Source organism: Streptomyces sp. NPDC088147 (genome assembly GCF_044741565.1).
Lineage (GTDB): Bacteria > Actinomycetota > Actinomycetes > Streptomycetales > Streptomycetaceae > Streptomyces.
Genome location: NZ_JBIUSY010000006.1, coordinates 57,317 through 71,762 on the forward strand (window position 1 = coordinate 57,317; position 14,446 = coordinate 71,762).

The 14,446-nt window shown below is 69.3% G+C and carries 13 protein-coding genes; 2 read left to right on the forward strand and 11 right to left on the reverse strand.

Going from position 1 to position 14,446, the window contains the following annotated elements; translation table 11 throughout:
- Positions 1-38 precede the first annotated feature (38 nt).
- Positions 39-797 carry an SDR family NAD(P)-dependent oxidoreductase gene (locus ACIOGX_RS21140; RefSeq protein WP_401915193.1) on the reverse strand — a complete coding sequence of 253 codons (759 nt, stop codon included), beginning with the start codon at positions 795-797 and terminating at the stop codon, positions 39-41.
- A gap of 189 nt (positions 798-986) precedes the next feature.
- Between ACIOGX_RS21140 and ACIOGX_RS21145 the strand changes: the two genes are divergently transcribed.
- Positions 987-1,526, forward strand: a complete 540-nt coding sequence (locus tag ACIOGX_RS21145) for a GNAT family N-acetyltransferase (protein ID WP_401915196.1) — start codon at positions 987-989, stop codon at positions 1,524-1,526.
- A 120-nt stretch (positions 1,527-1,646) separates the two neighbouring features.
- On the opposite strand, the gene ACIOGX_RS21150 is transcribed toward ACIOGX_RS21145, so the two are convergent.
- Positions 1,647-3,020 carry a carotenoid oxygenase family protein gene (locus ACIOGX_RS21150; RefSeq protein WP_401915199.1) on the reverse strand — a complete coding sequence of 458 codons (1,374 nt, stop codon included), beginning with the start codon at positions 3,018-3,020 and terminating at the stop codon, positions 1,647-1,649.
- Between the two features lie 47 nt (positions 3,021-3,067).
- The gene (locus ACIOGX_RS21155) at positions 3,068-4,510 is read right to left on the reverse strand and encodes an MDR family MFS transporter (RefSeq protein ID WP_401915202.1); all 1,443 of its coding nucleotides are present in this window, start codon (positions 4,508-4,510) and stop codon (positions 3,068-3,070) included.
- Between the two features lie 55 nt (positions 4,511-4,565).
- On the opposite strand from ACIOGX_RS21155, the gene ACIOGX_RS21160 reads away from it, so the two are divergent.
- Positions 4,566-5,117, forward strand: a complete 552-nt coding sequence (locus ACIOGX_RS21160) for a PadR family transcriptional regulator (RefSeq protein ID WP_401769472.1) — start codon at positions 4,566-4,568, stop codon at positions 5,115-5,117.
- A 156-nt stretch (positions 5,118-5,273) separates the two neighbouring features.
- Here the strand turns inward: ACIOGX_RS21160 and ACIOGX_RS21165 are convergent, their stop codons facing one another.
- The 8 genes from ACIOGX_RS21165 to ACIOGX_RS21200 all read right to left on the reverse strand — a co-directional run bounded on the left by ACIOGX_RS21165 (position 5,274) and on the right by ACIOGX_RS21200 (position 14,419).
- Positions 5,274-6,293, reverse strand: a complete 1,020-nt coding sequence (locus ACIOGX_RS21165; protein ID WP_384775179.1) for an NAD-dependent epimerase/dehydratase family protein — start codon at positions 6,291-6,293, stop codon at positions 5,274-5,276.
- 71 nt (positions 6,294-6,364) lie between these two features.
- On the reverse strand, positions 6,365-7,435 hold the full coding sequence (locus tag ACIOGX_RS21170; RefSeq protein WP_356518724.1) for a Gfo/Idh/MocA family oxidoreductase: 1,071 nt from the start codon (positions 7,433-7,435) through the stop codon (positions 6,365-6,367).
- Between the two features lie 404 nt (positions 7,436-7,839).
- Positions 7,840-8,862, reverse strand: coding sequence for a LacI family DNA-binding transcriptional regulator (locus tag ACIOGX_RS21175; protein WP_360417587.1), 1,023 nt, complete (start codon positions 8,860-8,862; stop codon positions 7,840-7,842).
- 183 nt (positions 8,863-9,045) lie between these two features.
- Positions 9,046-9,810: a CoA-transferase gene (locus ACIOGX_RS21180; RefSeq protein ID WP_356518726.1), complete on the reverse strand. Its 765-nt coding sequence runs from the start codon at positions 9,808-9,810 to the stop codon at positions 9,046-9,048.
- On the reverse strand, positions 9,807-10,727 hold the full coding sequence (locus ACIOGX_RS21185) for a CoA transferase subunit A (protein WP_401915207.1): 921 nt from the start codon (positions 10,725-10,727) through the stop codon (positions 9,807-9,809). The genes ACIOGX_RS21180 and ACIOGX_RS21185 overlap by 4 nt, the downstream gene beginning before the upstream one ends.
- 98 nt (positions 10,728-10,825) lie before the next feature.
- Positions 10,826-12,517, reverse strand: a complete 1,692-nt coding sequence (locus tag ACIOGX_RS21190) for a class I adenylate-forming enzyme family protein (protein WP_401915210.1) — start codon at positions 12,515-12,517, stop codon at positions 10,826-10,828.
- 76 nt (positions 12,518-12,593) lie between these two features.
- Complete coding sequence (locus ACIOGX_RS21195; protein ID WP_383975069.1) at positions 12,594-13,610, reverse strand: NAD(P)H-dependent flavin oxidoreductase; 1,017 nt, start codon at positions 13,608-13,610, stop codon at positions 12,594-12,596.
- On the reverse strand, positions 13,607-14,419 hold the full coding sequence (locus ACIOGX_RS21200; protein ID WP_401915213.1) for an enoyl-CoA hydratase/isomerase family protein: 813 nt from the start codon (positions 14,417-14,419) through the stop codon (positions 13,607-13,609). The genes ACIOGX_RS21195 and ACIOGX_RS21200 overlap by 4 nt, the downstream gene beginning before the upstream one ends.
- Between the last annotated feature and the right edge of the window lie 27 nt (positions 14,420-14,446).

Sequence of the window (14,446 nt, forward strand, 5' to 3'; positions counted from 1 at the left end):
GTGCGCACATCGGGGAGGGGAGAACGCGGGCCCGGATCTCACACGGCGCTGCAACCACCGTCCACGGGCACGGAAGCGCCCGTCACGAACGAGGACCGGTCGCCGCACAGCCACACCACGGCCTGCGCGATCTCCCGGGGGTCGGCGAGCCGGCGCTGGATGGCCCGGCCGACGCTGAGTTCCTCCAGCTGCGGCATCACACTGATGGCCTCGTCCATCAGCTCGGTCCTGGTGGCGCCCACCATCAGCGAGTTGACCCTGATGCCCCGGCCGCCGTACTCGGCCGCGGCGGCCTTGGTCAGCCCGGCGACCGCGTGCTTGGCGGCGACGTAGGGGGCCGCCGCCCCGGTGGCGAACAGCCCTGCCGTACTGGAGGTGTTGACGATCGAGCCGCCGGACTCCTGGCGCAGCATCACGGGGATCTGATGCCGGAGGCAGTTCCAGACCCCGCGCACGTTGGTGTCCATGATCCGGTCGTAATCGGCGTCGTCCATCTCGTGCAGCGGAGTGCCGAGCGAGCCCCAGCCCGCGTTGTTGAACGCCCCGTCGAGCGAGTCGAATCGGTCCACGGCGAGCGCCACGGCGCGCTCGACGTCGGCCGCGGACCGTACGTCACCCGGCGCCGCGACGGCGCGCCCGCCCGCGCCGTTGATCTCTCCGGTGATCTCACGGAGCCGCTCCTCGCGCCGTGCCATGAGCACGACCGCCGCGCCCTCCGCCGCGAGCAGCCGCGCCGCCGCCTCGCCGATGCCGCTGGACGCCCCGGTGACCATGACTGTCTTGCCTGTGAGTGACACTCGTCCCCCCGTATTCAGGAATGAATCAAGCCGGAATGAACTCCGGAAGGAGCCTAGGTGGATTGACTCGCGGGGTCGATGATCGCTTCGTTCCGCCGGGGAGTGAGCCGTGCGAGTTCTTTCTGCTGTGCGGTGTCGCCCGGAGGAAAGGAATTGCCTTGAGGCCAGAGTTCACGTTGGCTGGGCACCATGGCTGAACTGCGTACCGATCGCCTCACCCTCCGCCGTTGGCGGGACTCCGACCTTGAACCATGGGCGGTGATGAATGCCGATCCCGAAGTCCGGGAGCACTTGGGCGACGTGCTCACCCGCGAACAGAGCGAGGCCTCCGTGGCGCTCTACCAGGCCAAGTTCGACCAGCGAGGCTACGGGTGGTGGGCGGTTGAGGTGCGGGCCACGGGCGAGTTCATCGGCTTCGCGGGCTTGGACCGGGTGGATGATGACATGCCGTTCACAGGAGTGGAGATCGGCTGGCGGCTCGCCCGCTCGGCCTGGGGCCAGGGCTACGCCACCGAGGCCGCGCTGACGGTCCTGGCCTACGGCTTCGACACTCTTGGGCTTTCCGAGATTCTTGCTGTGACGACATCCGCAAACGTTCGTTCGCAGGCGGTGATGCGCCGGATCGGCATGACCCGGGATCCGGCAGACGACTTCGACGACCCCACCGTGCCCGAAGGGCCCCTGCGTTCGAACGTGCTGTACCGCATCGCCCGCGATACGAGGATCTGACGTGCACCGCTGGGCCGCTTGATCAGGCCGCGGTGGCGTTGGGGCGGGCGACCGTACGCGTCGTCCGCCCCAACGCCATGGGTCCTGACCTGTGTTACCGCTACCGGACCCTGCCCCGGGTTATCGCTGTGGGTCGGGGATCCAGCTGCCGTGGACGCCGGCGGGGACGCGGTGCGGCATGTGCACGGTGGCTGTCCGGGTCATGTCCTGGGCGTTCAGGACCAGTAGCTCCGATCCGTGGGTCGTGCCGTGGGAGACCATGGAGAGCAGGTATCCGGCGTCTTCGTCGTTGCCGTTGTCGTGTGCGGGGACGAAGACGGCTTCGCCGGGTGAGGTGCCGTGCCCGGTGCCGTATGGTGTCGCGGTGCCTGTGACGGTGTCGTACTTGAGGATGGCGTGTTCGGTGACGGTGTAGAGGTAGCGGCTGTAGCGGCCGGTCAGGTTGTCGTTGACGGTCGGCATCTCCACTCCGCGGTCGTCGAGTGCCTGCTCGCTCACGGTGCCGGTGGCCGGGTCGAGCAGCCAGCGGTGCACCTGTCCGCCCTGTGTCTCGCCCAGTACCCATCCGGTGTCGGCGAGCGGGTTGGCGACGTGGCCGCCCATGGCCTGCCACATGGTGTCGAACGCGGTCCGGGAGTAGCGCACGGCCTCCAGGACGATCCGTCCCGTGGTGTCCTCGTGGGCGTTGGCGACGTGGAAGATGTAGCAGGGGTCGATGTCGAACCAGCGTACGTCGCCGGTGCCGTCGCGGCGCATCAGTCCCAGCCGGGCGCCGTAGGTGTCGTCCCAGCGCATCGGCATGCCCCCGCCGGCCAGCCGGAGGTCGAAGACGACCGGGAGGTCGAGCCAGATCACGTGGTTCTCGGTGATGGCGAAGTCATGCATCATCGTGCCCGCCGGAACCGCTATCCGCCGGCTCTCCACCAGCTCCCCCGCCGCCGACAGCCGGTGGTAGGTGAGGTGCGGGGCCACGGCACTGTAGCCGAAGAAGAGAAGTTCACCGGTAACCGGATCCTCCTTGGGATGAGCCGTCATCGCGGTCGTCAACCGACCACCGAAAGTACAGGGACCAACCGTCTCCAGTTCCCCGGTGACCTCGTACGGCAAGCCGTTCTCGACCAGGGCGAGGAGCTTGTCGGCGTGTGCGATGACGTGGGTGTTCGCGTTCACCGCGGTGAGGTCGACGGTTCCGTCCGCGCGTATGTAGGGTGCGCCCGCGAGTTTGCCGGTGCGTACCCAGCGGTTGCGGTACCACTCGGCGCGGCCGTCGCGCAGCCGGACGCCGTGCAGCATGCCGTTGCCGGTGAACAGATGGCCGGGGTCCTCGCCGGGGCGGGAGTTGGGGCCGTTGCGCAGGTAGCGGCCGTTCAGCTCGGGCGGCAGGGTGCCGGTGACCGTCAGGTCGAAACCGTCGGTCTCATCGGTCAGCGGAGTGTAGTGCCCGAGGAGGTAGGGCTTGCTCGCTTCGGCGGGGTGCTCTGGTGTGGTCGTCATGATTCCTTCTCGTCCGGGTGGGGCTTGTCGGGGTGAGATGTGGTGGATCAGGCCAGTGAGCTGAGTGAGGCGCCGGCCGACGAGGTCTTGAGGCTGCGGCGGGGGGCCGGCAGGAATATCACGGCCAGGAAGGCCGCGATCGCGCCGACGACGGAAAGCCAGGGCAGGGCGCTGGCCGTGGCAGCTGCCTGGGCATGGTGCAGTCCACGGTCCATGTGGCTTGTGAGGCTGTCGGCGTAGAGCGCGCCGGCGATGGCCAAGGCGACGGAGCCGCCGATCTGACGGAAGAAGGTGATGTTGGAGCTGGCGGTGCCCATGTCCTTGGGATCGACCGTCGCCTGGATGGCGAGGGTGAGGCCGGAGAGCGTGGGGCCGATACCGAGACCGATGAGGATCATCCAGATCGACATCGTCCACAGCGAGGTGTTCAGAGTGAGCTCGGTGAACATCAGGGAACCCGCGGCGGCCAGGACGGCCGCGCCGAGCAGCCAGGGCTTGTAGCGGCCGGAGCCGCTGATCAGGATGCCGGTCAGCAGGCTGCCGGCGACCATGGCGATCATCAGCGGGTACAGGAGCAGCCCGCTCGTGCTGGCGCTGTGACCGAGCGCTTCCTGGAAGTAGCGCGGCAGGAACACCACGGAGGCGAAGAGGCAGAACGCGGAGAAGAACGAGGCGGTGTTGGTCAGGGTGTAGGCCCGGTCGCGGAACAGGGCCATCGGCATGATCGGCTGGGCGGCTCGTTTCTCGATCATGACGAACGGCACCAGGAGAAGCAGCGCGAGCAGGATGGGACCGATGACCACGGTGTCCGTCCAGGTGTGGTTGTCGATGCCCTTCATGGTCAGTCCGATCAGCAGGGAGCTGATCACGGCGGTCAGCACGGTGATGCCCGCGTAGTCGGGGCGTCCGGCGTTCGGGATCCCGCCGCCACCGGGCAGGTACCGCCAGATGATGGCGAGGACGAGGGCGCCGATGGGCAGGTTGACCAGGAAGACCCAGTGCCAGCTGGCGTAGTCGGTGAACAGGCCGCCCAGGTAGGGGCCGAGTACGTAGCTCAGGGCCATGACGCCGCCGACCGCGCCCTGTGCCCGGCCGCGCTGCCCGGGTGGGACGGTGTCGGCCACCAGGGCCAGGGACAGCGGAAGCAGGGCTCCGGCACCCAGGCCCTGTACGGCGCGGAAGGCGATCAGCTCGCCCATGTTCTGCGCGAGGGCGCACAGGGCGCTGCCGGTCAGGAAGATCACGATGCCCGTGATCAGCAGGAGCTTGCGGCCGTAGAGATCCGAGAGGCGGCCGTAGAGCGGGACGGTGACGGTCGAGGTGAGCAGGTAGGCCGTCACCGTCCAGGTGTAGAGGTTCTGTCCGCCGAGATCCTCGGTGATCCGGGGCAGGGCGGTGCCGACGATCGTCTGGTCGAGCATCGCGAGGAACATGCCGCCGAGGACGGCGATCAGCAGGAGCCCGCTGTGGGAACGGGGCGGTTCATTCATGAGTCAGACACTACATGTAGATCTCTACACGTCAAACCCGGGGTATTCTGCTGTCATGTCTCTGCGGATCGCTCTTCTCGGCACACTCGCCTTCCACGGCCCCGCGTCCGGCTACGAGCTGGCCAAACGCTTCGACGCCTCGGTCAACTACGTCTGGCAGGCCAAGCACAGCCAGATCTATCCGGAGCTCGCCAAGATGGTGCAGACCGGTGCCGTCACCGTCGAGGACGCGGGCGGCGGCCGGGGCCGCAAGGTCTATACCGTCACCGACTCCGGCCGTGACGAAATCGCCCACTGGGCCGGCGCCGAGGACCCCTACCGCAGCATCCGCAACGGATCCGCGCTGCGCGGATTCCTGGTGACCCTCCTCCCACCGGATGAGGCGGCGGCGGCAATGCGCGCCGAAGAGGCACGCCACAGCGTGGCGCTGGCCGGACTGCTGATCCTCGAGAAGGAGGTGGACGCCCGCACGGCACCCGACAGCCCGCCCTTCGGGGAGTACGCGCTGGACTTGGGGCTGCGCACCACGCGGATGCTTCAGCAGTGGGCGGCCGACACCGCCGAGGACCTCGAACGGCGCGCCGCGGCCGGCGAGGCCGCGCAGTAGCGGCCGGCTCGGAGACCGGAGCGGGGACGGCCCCGTCGCCGCCGGAGCTGTCCACGCCCAGGCTCCTCCACCATCCTCGGAATCACCCCGCATCACAGCCCAAGGGCGCGCCCCCGGCCGGTGGTGAGCGGTGTGTCTGGTTGTCGGTGGCCTCCCCTACGGCCGGCGCGGCCGGTGTACCTCGACGAGACGGTCCATGAGGGCGTCGAGCTGGGCGTGGACGACGCGCCGGGCGGGGTCCTCGTCGTACCACGCGACGATCTCCCGGGCGCCCTGCGCGAACGGCACAGCCGCCGTGAACTCCGGCACCACCCGGCGGATCTTGCCATTGTCGAACACCAGCGAATGCGCCTTGTCACCGAGGAATTCCTCGCCCCACTGGGGTTCGCACGCGGCGACGGCATCGGACGGGACGTGGACAAGGCGCGGCTCCACCCCCGCGGCCTCGGCGACCGTCCGGTAGATCTGGTCCCAGCTCAGCACCTCGTCACCGGTGATGTGGAAGGTCTCGCCGAGAGCCGCGGGGTTGCCGAGGAGCCCGGTGAACCCGAGAGCGAAGTCCGTGTGGTGGGTGAGCGTCCAAAGCGAGGTCCCGTCACCGTGGACCATCACCTCCTTTCCCTGGCGCATGCGCTCCACCACCGTGTAACTCCCGCTGATGGGAAAGGGAAAGGCGGTGTGGTCGTAGGTGTGCGAGGGGCGTACGACGGTGACGGGCAACCGCTGCTCTTCGTGGGCCCGGCCGAGCAGTTCCTCGCAGGCGATCTTGTCACGGGCGTAGGCGGAATGCGGGTTGTGCACCGGCGCGGACTCCAGGAGCGGCAGGCGCGCCGGTGGCTTCTGATAGGTGGAAGCCGAACTGATGAAGACGTACTGGCCGGTGCGCCCGCTGAAGAAATCGGCGTCGAAGGCGACGTGTTCGGCTGTGAAGCCCAGGAAGTTGACGACGACGTCGAAATCCTGGCCCTTCAGCGCGGCGCGCACCTGATGGGTGTCGCGGACGTCGGCGGTGATGACGGTGGCGCCGTCGGGCACCGGCCGGGATGAGGACATGTTGCGGTTCAACAGGTGGAGGTCGGCGCCGAGTTCGACGGCCCGCCGGGAGCAGGCCGAGCTGATCCGGCCCGTGCCACCGATGAAGAGGACCTTCCGGCCCTGGAGACGGCTCACGGTCATGAGAGGTTGGTACTCCTGAGAGGGTCTGACGGATGGGATGCCCGGGGATGAGTGCGGCCCCCGCGGGCAGGTCACTCTCCGGGAAAGGCGACACCCAGGTCACCGCGGATGCCGTCCAGGACACGCATGATCCGAAGCGTCTCGTCGAGCGGCATGAGGTCGGACTCCAACCGCCCGGCGGCGATGCACCGGGCCGCTTCGGCGGCTTCGTAACAGAGGCCGCCGTCGAGCTGTGCGGGCACGAAGCTGTCGATCAGCTCATGGTCCCGGCCGATCAGGCGGACCGCGGCGGGTCCGTAGAAATGGCCGTCGATCTCGAGGCGGGCGAGTGTTCCCGAGATCGACGCCGTGGTCGGTGTGCGGGCGAAGAGCGTGGTGTTCAGCACACCGTGCGCCCCCGCCCCGGAAGTGACGACGATCGACGTCTGGCCGTCGACACCGGTGAACGCCTTCGTGCCCACAGCGGTGACGGAGGCGAACGGCCCCAGGACCATCGACGCGAAGGCGACCGGGTAGATGCCGAGGTCGAGCAGTGCTCCACCTGCCAGTTCGGGGGCGAAGAGGCGGTGCGCCGGGTCGGGTTTCGCGGGCAGACCGTGGTCGGCGATGACCGTCTGAACCTCTCCGAGCAGCCCGGAGTCGAGGACCTGGCGGACCACATCGATGTGCGGCAGAAAGCGCGTCCACATCGCCTCCATGAGGAACACCCCTCGCTCTCGGGCGGCTTCGATCAAACGCTCGGCCTCATGGGCGTTACGAGTGAACGCCTTCTCTACCAGCACATGTCGGCCGGCCTCGATCGCCTGGAGAGCCTGTTCGAAATGACCCGAATGCGGTGACGCGATATAGACAATGTCCACATTCTGGTCATTGAGCAACTCGGCATAGCTTCCATAGGCCGCCGGAATGGCGAACCGGTCCGCAAACGCACGGGCCCGCCCCGCGTCACGGGAGCCGACCGCCACGACCTTCTGCTCGGTGTATGTCCGCAACGCCTCGACGAAGGAGCCGGCGATCCAACCCGGGGCCATCACCCCCCAGTTCAGGGCCGGCGCATCGCGGGGGGAAGGTGTCCGCGGTGCGGGCAGCGCGAGGTGCGCCGCCTCAGATGCGTCTGCGTTGACCTGCGGGGACTGCGCCATGAGCGTTCCTATCGGTTCAGATGTGAAAACGGTGGTGTGCGGGGCACCGTGACGGTGCCTCGAAGCCGGCGGCGCACCCCCGCGCCCCCCGCTCGTCATGCGAGGTTCCGGCAGCCGCGGGGTCTGACGGAGGGATGCCGAAGGGGCGAGAGGCGGTGCCGGAGCTCGCCAGGAAGCGTCGAGTACCGGTCCCCTCTGGCTCGCAATCGATTGCGCTACGATACGGCGATGGTGCCGCAGATTGTCAAGCTCTCGATCGTCGCGGGTCGCGGTGTGCCTGCGACCCGCTCAAGGAACTCGCCCGAGCCTCTTCCGCGTTCACGCCCCGGGGTCCGGCGCCCGCATCGACGGCGGATGGCCGACTGCGCCAAGGGCCGATCACCCAGAGGCGTCCGCCAGGACAGTCAGGTGGTCTCGCGCAGGACGAGCTGCGTGCGCAGGGCAACCTCGGCCTGGCCCGCCCGGCCACCGATACGTTCGAGGAGCAGGCGTCCGCAGGCCGATCCCACCTCGTGGGCGGGATAGCGGATGGTGGAGAGCCTGGGGCGTACCAGAGAGGCGACCTCGATGTCATCATGGCCGATCAGCGCCACGTCGGACGGAACCGCGAGGCCCATCTGCTCCGCTGCCTCCAAAGCGCCGATCGCGGTGAGGTCGTTGACGCAGGCGATCGCGGTCGGCGGGTTCTTGCGGTTCATCAGCCGACGCAGTCCCGCGACGCCCGCTTCGCGGGTGTGCTTCCCGCGGACGACCAGACTGGCCGGCAGGTCCAGGCCGTGTCGGCCGGCGGCGGCACGGTACAGCTCCAGACGAGGATCGCCGGCCGGCGTGCCCGCGGGCCCGACCAGCATGCCCAGTCGCCGGTGCCCCTCTTGCGCGAGGTGACCGACCGCCTGGTCGATGGCGCCCTGGGAATCGGCGCGCACAAGATCCAGGCCGTCCATTTCGGTGTCGGCGCTGACCACGACCGGGATTCCTGCCGCCTGGAGGGCATCGAAGTCGTCCGGTACCAGCCATGACGGTGTGATCACCACGCCGTCGAGCCAGCGCTTGACCGCATCGTCGAGATAGAGCAGTTCTTCGGCGCGTTCCGCGTTCGTATTGCACACGACGACGTGGTACTTGTCGGGGCGCAACGCGTCTTGGAGCCCTCGGGCCAGTTGGGCGTAGAAGGGGTTGGCGATGTCCGGGATGATCAGGGCCACGGTGGAAGAGCGCCCCGTGCGCAGACTCTGGGCCACGGTGTTCAGCCGGAATCCCAGCTTTGTGATGGCCGCCTGCACCGCGTCCCTCTTGGCGGGAGCCACCGGACGTTTGCCGCTCAGTACGTAGGAGACGGTGGTCACCGAGACCCCTGCGGCGCGAGCCACGTCCGCCATCGTCACCGGCTGCTGTTCCATCCGGACCTCCCCGTTCCTGTCGGTCACCTCGCTATCAGACGGAAGCATCGACAGCCGAGCACAGGCTACCTCAACCTGGCGCAATCGGTTGCGTACAACCCATCGCCCCCACCTGCCCGCTCGTCGAAGGGCACGCTCCGGTCGCGGCAGGTCCGGACCTCGTCAGGGACGCGAGCTGACCCGTTCCCGGCCGGCGGCACGGACCGGGGCTCAGCGCAGGAAGATCCGGTCCGGGTCGAGTTCCTCACGCAGCAGCCGCAGTTCCTCGGGGTTCGGTGGCGGGATCTCCGCCAGGTCATCGGCGATCCGCAGGTCCCAGCCGGTGGCGGCGCGCACGCGCTGCACCGGGACGCCGGGGTGTACGGCGATCAGCCGTAGCTCGTCGTCGATGCCGTCCCGTGCCAGGATGCCGTGTTCGGTGATCACCCGCGTGACTCCCTTGCCCCGGGGCCGGGCACCGCCGCCGGTCTCACGAGCCCGTCGCGGGCTGGGAGAGGTGCAGAAGTCCAACTCGCCGACGAGCGAGCGCGGGGTGTGCCGGCGCATCACCACGAAGACCTCGCCGGCGTTCGCCATCACCTCGATCGCCCCGCCCGAACCGGGCAGCCGCACCCGGGGGCTCGCCCAGTCGCCGATGATCGAGGAGTTCAGGCTGCCATACCTGTCGATCTGCGCGGCGCCGAGGAAGGCCACATCGACCCGACCGCCCTGGAGGACGAAGCCGAACATCTGCGCCATGCTCAGCACGCACTCCGCGCCGGTGACGAGGATGGGATCGGTGATGCTGCGCGGCGGGGCCATCGGATGGGCTCCGATCACGCCGGACTCGTAGACGGTCTCGATCTCGGGGGCTACCGAGTGCCGGGCGAGCGCGACCGCCAGGGTCGGCAGTCCGTGTCCGGCGAAGACCAGGCGGCGCCGGGCCAGTTCACGTGCCGCGGTCACCGTGAGGAGTTCGCTGTCGGTGCAGGTCATCGTGGTCTCCCGTAGTTCACCGGCACGGACAGCTGCTCGTCGATCTCCAGTCGGTCCCAGTACTCCGGGCCGAGACCGGCAAGGAAGCCCTCGTGGTCCGTCGTGCCGAGGATGTGCCGGTCGATCCACTCGCGCAGCACCGCGGGGTCGCGGGCCAGTTCGGACCAAGCGCGCTGGAAGCGGTCGTCACGGTCGTAATAGCCCTGGACCGGCGCCGGGTGCGCGCCGCGCGGGCACACCACCACCGCGTCCACTACGTGCGACGGAACGATCGTGCGGTTGGGGTCGGAGCGGACGATGTCGTCGGCGACGATTTCCTCGACCGTCACGATCACCGAACCACCGGCGAACGCGGCCTCCTGCTGGACGCCGAGCATGCCCCACGCCTGGATGTTCCCGGCGTGGTCGGCCCGCTGGGCGTGGATGATCGAGACATCCGGGTTGAGCGCGGGCACCACGTGGATCTCACCGCCGCCGTACGGGTCGGTGACGCTTCTGATCATCGGGTTGTGCGCGATCAGGTCACTGCCGGTGCAGGAACGGATCGGGGCGAACGGCAGCCCGGCGGCGCCCGCGGTGTAGCGGGCGACCATGCCGCCGATGCTGTACTCCTCGAACTCCACCGGTTCGGGGTCCCGGTGCTCGATGCGGCGGCGCAGTTCGTGCAGTGATCCCGCCGAACTGTTGCCGACGAATGCCGAGACCAGCTTGGTGACGCAGCCGGCCGCCAGCAACTGGTCGACGAGGGGGTCGCCGCCCATCCGGACCAGGGTCAGACCGGTGATGCCCTGCCGGATGATCTCGTGTGCGGCGGCAGTCGGTACCAGGTGGCCGAAGCCTTCCAGCGTCACCGTCTGCCCGTCGCGCACATACCGGGCCACGGCCTCGGTGAGCGGCAGACGTTTGTCCCTTGGCAAGGTGGTCCTTTCCTGTTCGGGTCCTGTTCGGGTTCCGCGCGGGCGGCTCGCGTCGAAGCCGCGAACGCGTCTGTCTGCGTGACGCGCCCTGGCGTCCGTCAGCCTCGGTCGTCGGCGGCGGGGAGCGCGCTCAGACGGGACTTGAGGATCTTTCCGGCGGCGGAGAGAGGCAGCGAGTCGACGATGTGCACGGCGCGGATCTTCTTGTAGGGAAGGACGCGGGCGGCGACGTACGCCATGACCTCCTCCGGGTCGACGTCCGCACCCGGCCGCGGTACCACGAAGGCGACCGGTTCCTGCCCGACCGGCGCGTGCGCTCTGCCGATGACCGCGGCCGCCCGCAGGCCGGGGTGGCCGTGCAGGATGTCCTCCAGTTCGCGGGGGTAGACGTTGTAGCCCTTGTAGATGAGCATCTCCTTTGCGCGGCCGGACAGGAAGACGAAGCCGTCCTCGTCCACGTAGCCGAGGTCCCCCGTGCGCAGCCAGCCCGCGACGAACTGTTCGGCGCCGGCCTCCGGCCGGTTCAGGTAGCCCGCTGTGACCTGGGGGCCCCGCACCCAGAGTTCACCCACCTCGTTCGGACCGAGGGCGGCCGATCCGCCGGTGAGCGGCCGGATCTCCACCGTGGTGTCGAACAGCGGCAGTCCGACACTGCCGAGCTTGCGGCGGGCGCCGTGCAGAAGCGGGGTGGAGGTCACCAGGCACGTCCCCTCGGTGAGGCCGTAGCCCTCGCCGACCGCCGCCGCGGGGAAGGCGGCCTCCAGCGAGGTCAGCGTGGCCTTGTCGATCGGGGCGCCTCCCGAGGAGATCACTCGTACCGAGGACAGATCGCGCTCGCCGACGCCGGGGCCGGCCAGGAGCGCCTGCCACATGGTCGGACTGCCGAGGAGGTAGGTGGCGCGGTGCTCTTCGATAGACGCCAGCATGCGTTCGGGGGAGAACCGTCCGGAGAGGACGACGGTGGTCCCGCACAGCAGCAGGAAGATCGTGTTGATCAGCGCGTGCACGTGGAACAAGGGTGACTGGAGCACCGTCACCCCGGCGCCCGGTCGCATTCCCGGGTCGCGCGGGCCGGGCAGTGGGCGCAGCCGGAGATCTCCGCCGCCCTCCTCGGTGATCAGGTGAGCGGCGCGCCAGGCGGTCATCTGGGTGACGTTCGCGACCACGTTGCGGTGCAGCACTCGAACGCCCTTGGATACACCGGTGGTTCCCCCGGTGTACAGGATCTGGGCGACGTCGTCGCCGGTCACCGCGGTGTGCGGGGGCACATCGGTGTGGCCGGTGAGAAGGTCGGCGAGGGCGATCACACCGGGAGCGGCCGAAGGCGGCACCGCGGAGGGCGCGCAGGCGCTCGGCGGGACCACGACGACGGTCCGCAGGCGAGACCCGGTGCGGGCCTCGGTCAGCGGGGTGAGGTGAGCGGGGTGGCTGACGGCGGCGACGGCACCGGTGTCGAGTAGTTGGGCGTGCAGGCCCGGTGCGGGCTGCAACGGGTTCGCCGGTGACACGGTCGCCCCGGCCAGCAGTGTGCCGTAGTAGCCGATCAGGAACCAGGCGCTGTTGGACAGGTGCAGCAGGACGACGTCCCCGTCGCGGACGCCGGTGCCGCGCAGGCCATGGGCGAAGGCGACGGCGAGCTCCCGCACCTCGGCGAAGCTGAGCCGCAGGTCGCCGTCGACGACGGCCACGCGGTCACCGTACAGACGGGCCGCCGCGGTGAGCAGTCCGCATACGGGCAGGTCGGGATAGTGGAGCGAGGTCGGCATCCCCTCCGGCCAGTACGTGTGCATGTGGGATCTCCTCTGGTGGGGCGTGTCCTTGGGGGGCGTCGTCGGGCGGGCCCGTCGTGGGTGTGGAGGACCGGCCTCAAGCCGGCGAGGGTTCGAGGGCGGGCTGGTCCGCGGACCCGAGGCCCGTGGCCTCCGCGAGCCTGGTCCGGATCAGCTCGGTGGCCCCCGTGATGATCCGGTGCACGAGATCGCCGACCGTGGGGATGTCGTGGATCAACCCTTGCACGAGGCCGGTGGTCCAGATGCCGAACTCGTGATCGCCCAGCTCGAACACGCGCCTGCCGCGCGCACCGGCGACGAGTTCGCGGACGTCCTCGAACACGCCGCCCGCTTCGAGCGTGGACACCACCTGGCGGCTCACACCGTTGCCGGCCACGCGTGTGGTGTTGCGCAGGCTGCGGAAGATCAGTTCGGTGTCCAGCTCGCTCGACTCGACGATCCGTTCCTTGATCCGCTGGTGGACGGGTGCCTCGACGGTGCACATGAAGCGGGTGCCCATGGTGATGCCCTCCGCGCCGAGCGCGAGAGCGGCGACCAGGCCCCGGGCATCGGCGAAGCCGCCGGAGGCGATCATCGGGATGGTGATGTGCTCGGCGGCCTTACGGATGAGGACCAGGCCGGGGATGTCATCCTCTCCCGGGTGCCCGGCGCATTCGAATCCGTCGATGCTGAGGGCATCGACGCCGAGGCTCTGGGCCTTGACCGCGTGCCGGACGCTGGTGCACTTGTGCAGGATCTTCACCCCGGCGGCCTTGAAGTCCGCTATGTGCGCCTCGGGGCTGTGGCCCGCCGTCTCCACGATCGTGATCCCGGACTCGATGATCGCCTGCCGGTACTCTGCGTACGGCGGCGGACTGATCGCCGGCAGGATGGTGAGGTTGACGCCGAACGGCCGGTCCGTCATGTCACGACACCGTTCGATCTCCCGGACCAGAGCTTCCGGAGTCGGCTGAGTCAGCGCGGTGAGCAGCCCCAGCGCCCCTGACCGCGCGACTGCCGCGACGAGTTCGGCCCGGCCCACCCACTGCATACCGCCCTGCACGATGGGATGCTCGATCCCCAGTGCCTCGGTGAACCTCGTGGTCAGCATCATGTCCTCACTTCCGGGTGGTGTGGTGGTAGTTGCCATCTGCCGTCGAACCGAGGCTCGGTCCCGTCCAGGAAGGCCTGCCGGGCGGCCGGGCCGTCGGTGGCGAAGTTGATCACTTGGGCTCGGGCCTCGCTCTCCAGCGCTTCGTGGAAGCTCCGGCCGGACGCCTCGTTGAGCATCAGCTTCGACTGAGCCGTCGCGACGGGCGGCCCGTCCGCGAGCCGGGCGGCGAGGGCGTCGACGAACGCGTCGATCTCCTCGCCGGACGTCACCCAGGTCACCAGGCCGAGCCGCAGGGCCTCGGCGGCGTCCACGAAGTCGGCCAGCAGAGCAAGGCGCTTGGCCTGCTGGAGGCCGACGAGACGGGGAAGCAGCCACGATCCGCCGAAGTCCAGGGAGAGGCCGCGGCGGGCAAAGATCTGAGAGAAGCGGGCGGTCGCGGACGCCACGACGAGATCACAGCCCAGAGCCAGATTCCAGCCCGCGCCGACGGCGACGCCCTCGACCTTGGCGATGACCGGTTTCGGCAGTTCGTACAGGGCCAGGGCGACGTCGCCGAGGCGGTGCATCCGGTCCAGGGGGTGCCGCCGCGCTCGGGGTGCGCCCAGATCGGCACCGGCGCAGAAGTCGCCTCCGGCGCCGGTGAGCACGATCACGCGCACGGCCTCGTCCACGCGGGCGGCGCGCAGTGTGTCCTGGAGCAGCGCCCAGGCGTCCTCCGTCATCGCGTTCTTGCGGTGCGGGCGATTGAGGGTGACCGTGAGCACGGGGCCCTCGCGGCGGGCGAGGACGGGCTCTTCGGTCCCGGGCATCGCCGGTCCGCCTCCTTCGTCTTCGTC

Bases quoted from the DNA above. Each gene is read 5' to 3' on its own strand.
- ACIOGX_RS21145 (WP_401915196.1), top strand. From the start codon at position 987: ATGGCTGAACTGCGTACCGATCGCCTCACCCTCCGCCGTTGGCGGGAC.
- ACIOGX_RS21160 (WP_401769472.1), top strand. From the start codon at position 4,566: ATGTCTCTGCGGATCGCTCTTCTCGGCACACTCGCCTTCCACGGCCCC.
- ACIOGX_RS21155 (WP_401915202.1), bottom strand. From the start codon at position 4,510: ATGAATGAACCGCCCCGTTCCCACAGCGGGCTCCTGCTGATCGCCGTC.
- ACIOGX_RS21150 (WP_401915199.1), bottom strand. From the start codon at position 3,020: ATGACGACCACACCAGAGCACCCCGCCGAAGCGAGCAAGCCCTACCTC.
- ACIOGX_RS21165 (WP_384775179.1), bottom strand. From the start codon at position 6,293: ATGACCGTGAGCCGTCTCCAGGGCCGGAAGGTCCTCTTCATCGGTGGC.
- ACIOGX_RS21200 (WP_401915213.1), bottom strand. From the start codon at position 14,419: ATGCCCGGGACCGAAGAGCCCGTCCTCGCCCGCCGCGAGGGCCCCGTG.
- ACIOGX_RS21170 (WP_356518724.1), bottom strand. From the start codon at position 7,435: ATGGCGCAGTCCCCGCAGGTCAACGCAGACGCATCTGAGGCGGCGCAC.
- ACIOGX_RS21195 (WP_383975069.1), bottom strand. From the start codon at position 13,610: ATGATGCTGACCACGAGGTTCACCGAGGCACTGGGGATCGAGCATCCC.
- ACIOGX_RS21180 (WP_356518726.1), bottom strand. From the start codon at position 9,810: ATGACCTGCACCGACAGCGAACTCCTCACGGTGACCGCGGCACGTGAA.
- ACIOGX_RS21190 (WP_401915210.1), bottom strand. From the start codon at position 12,517: ATGCACACGTACTGGCCGGAGGGGATGCCGACCTCGCTCCACTATCCC.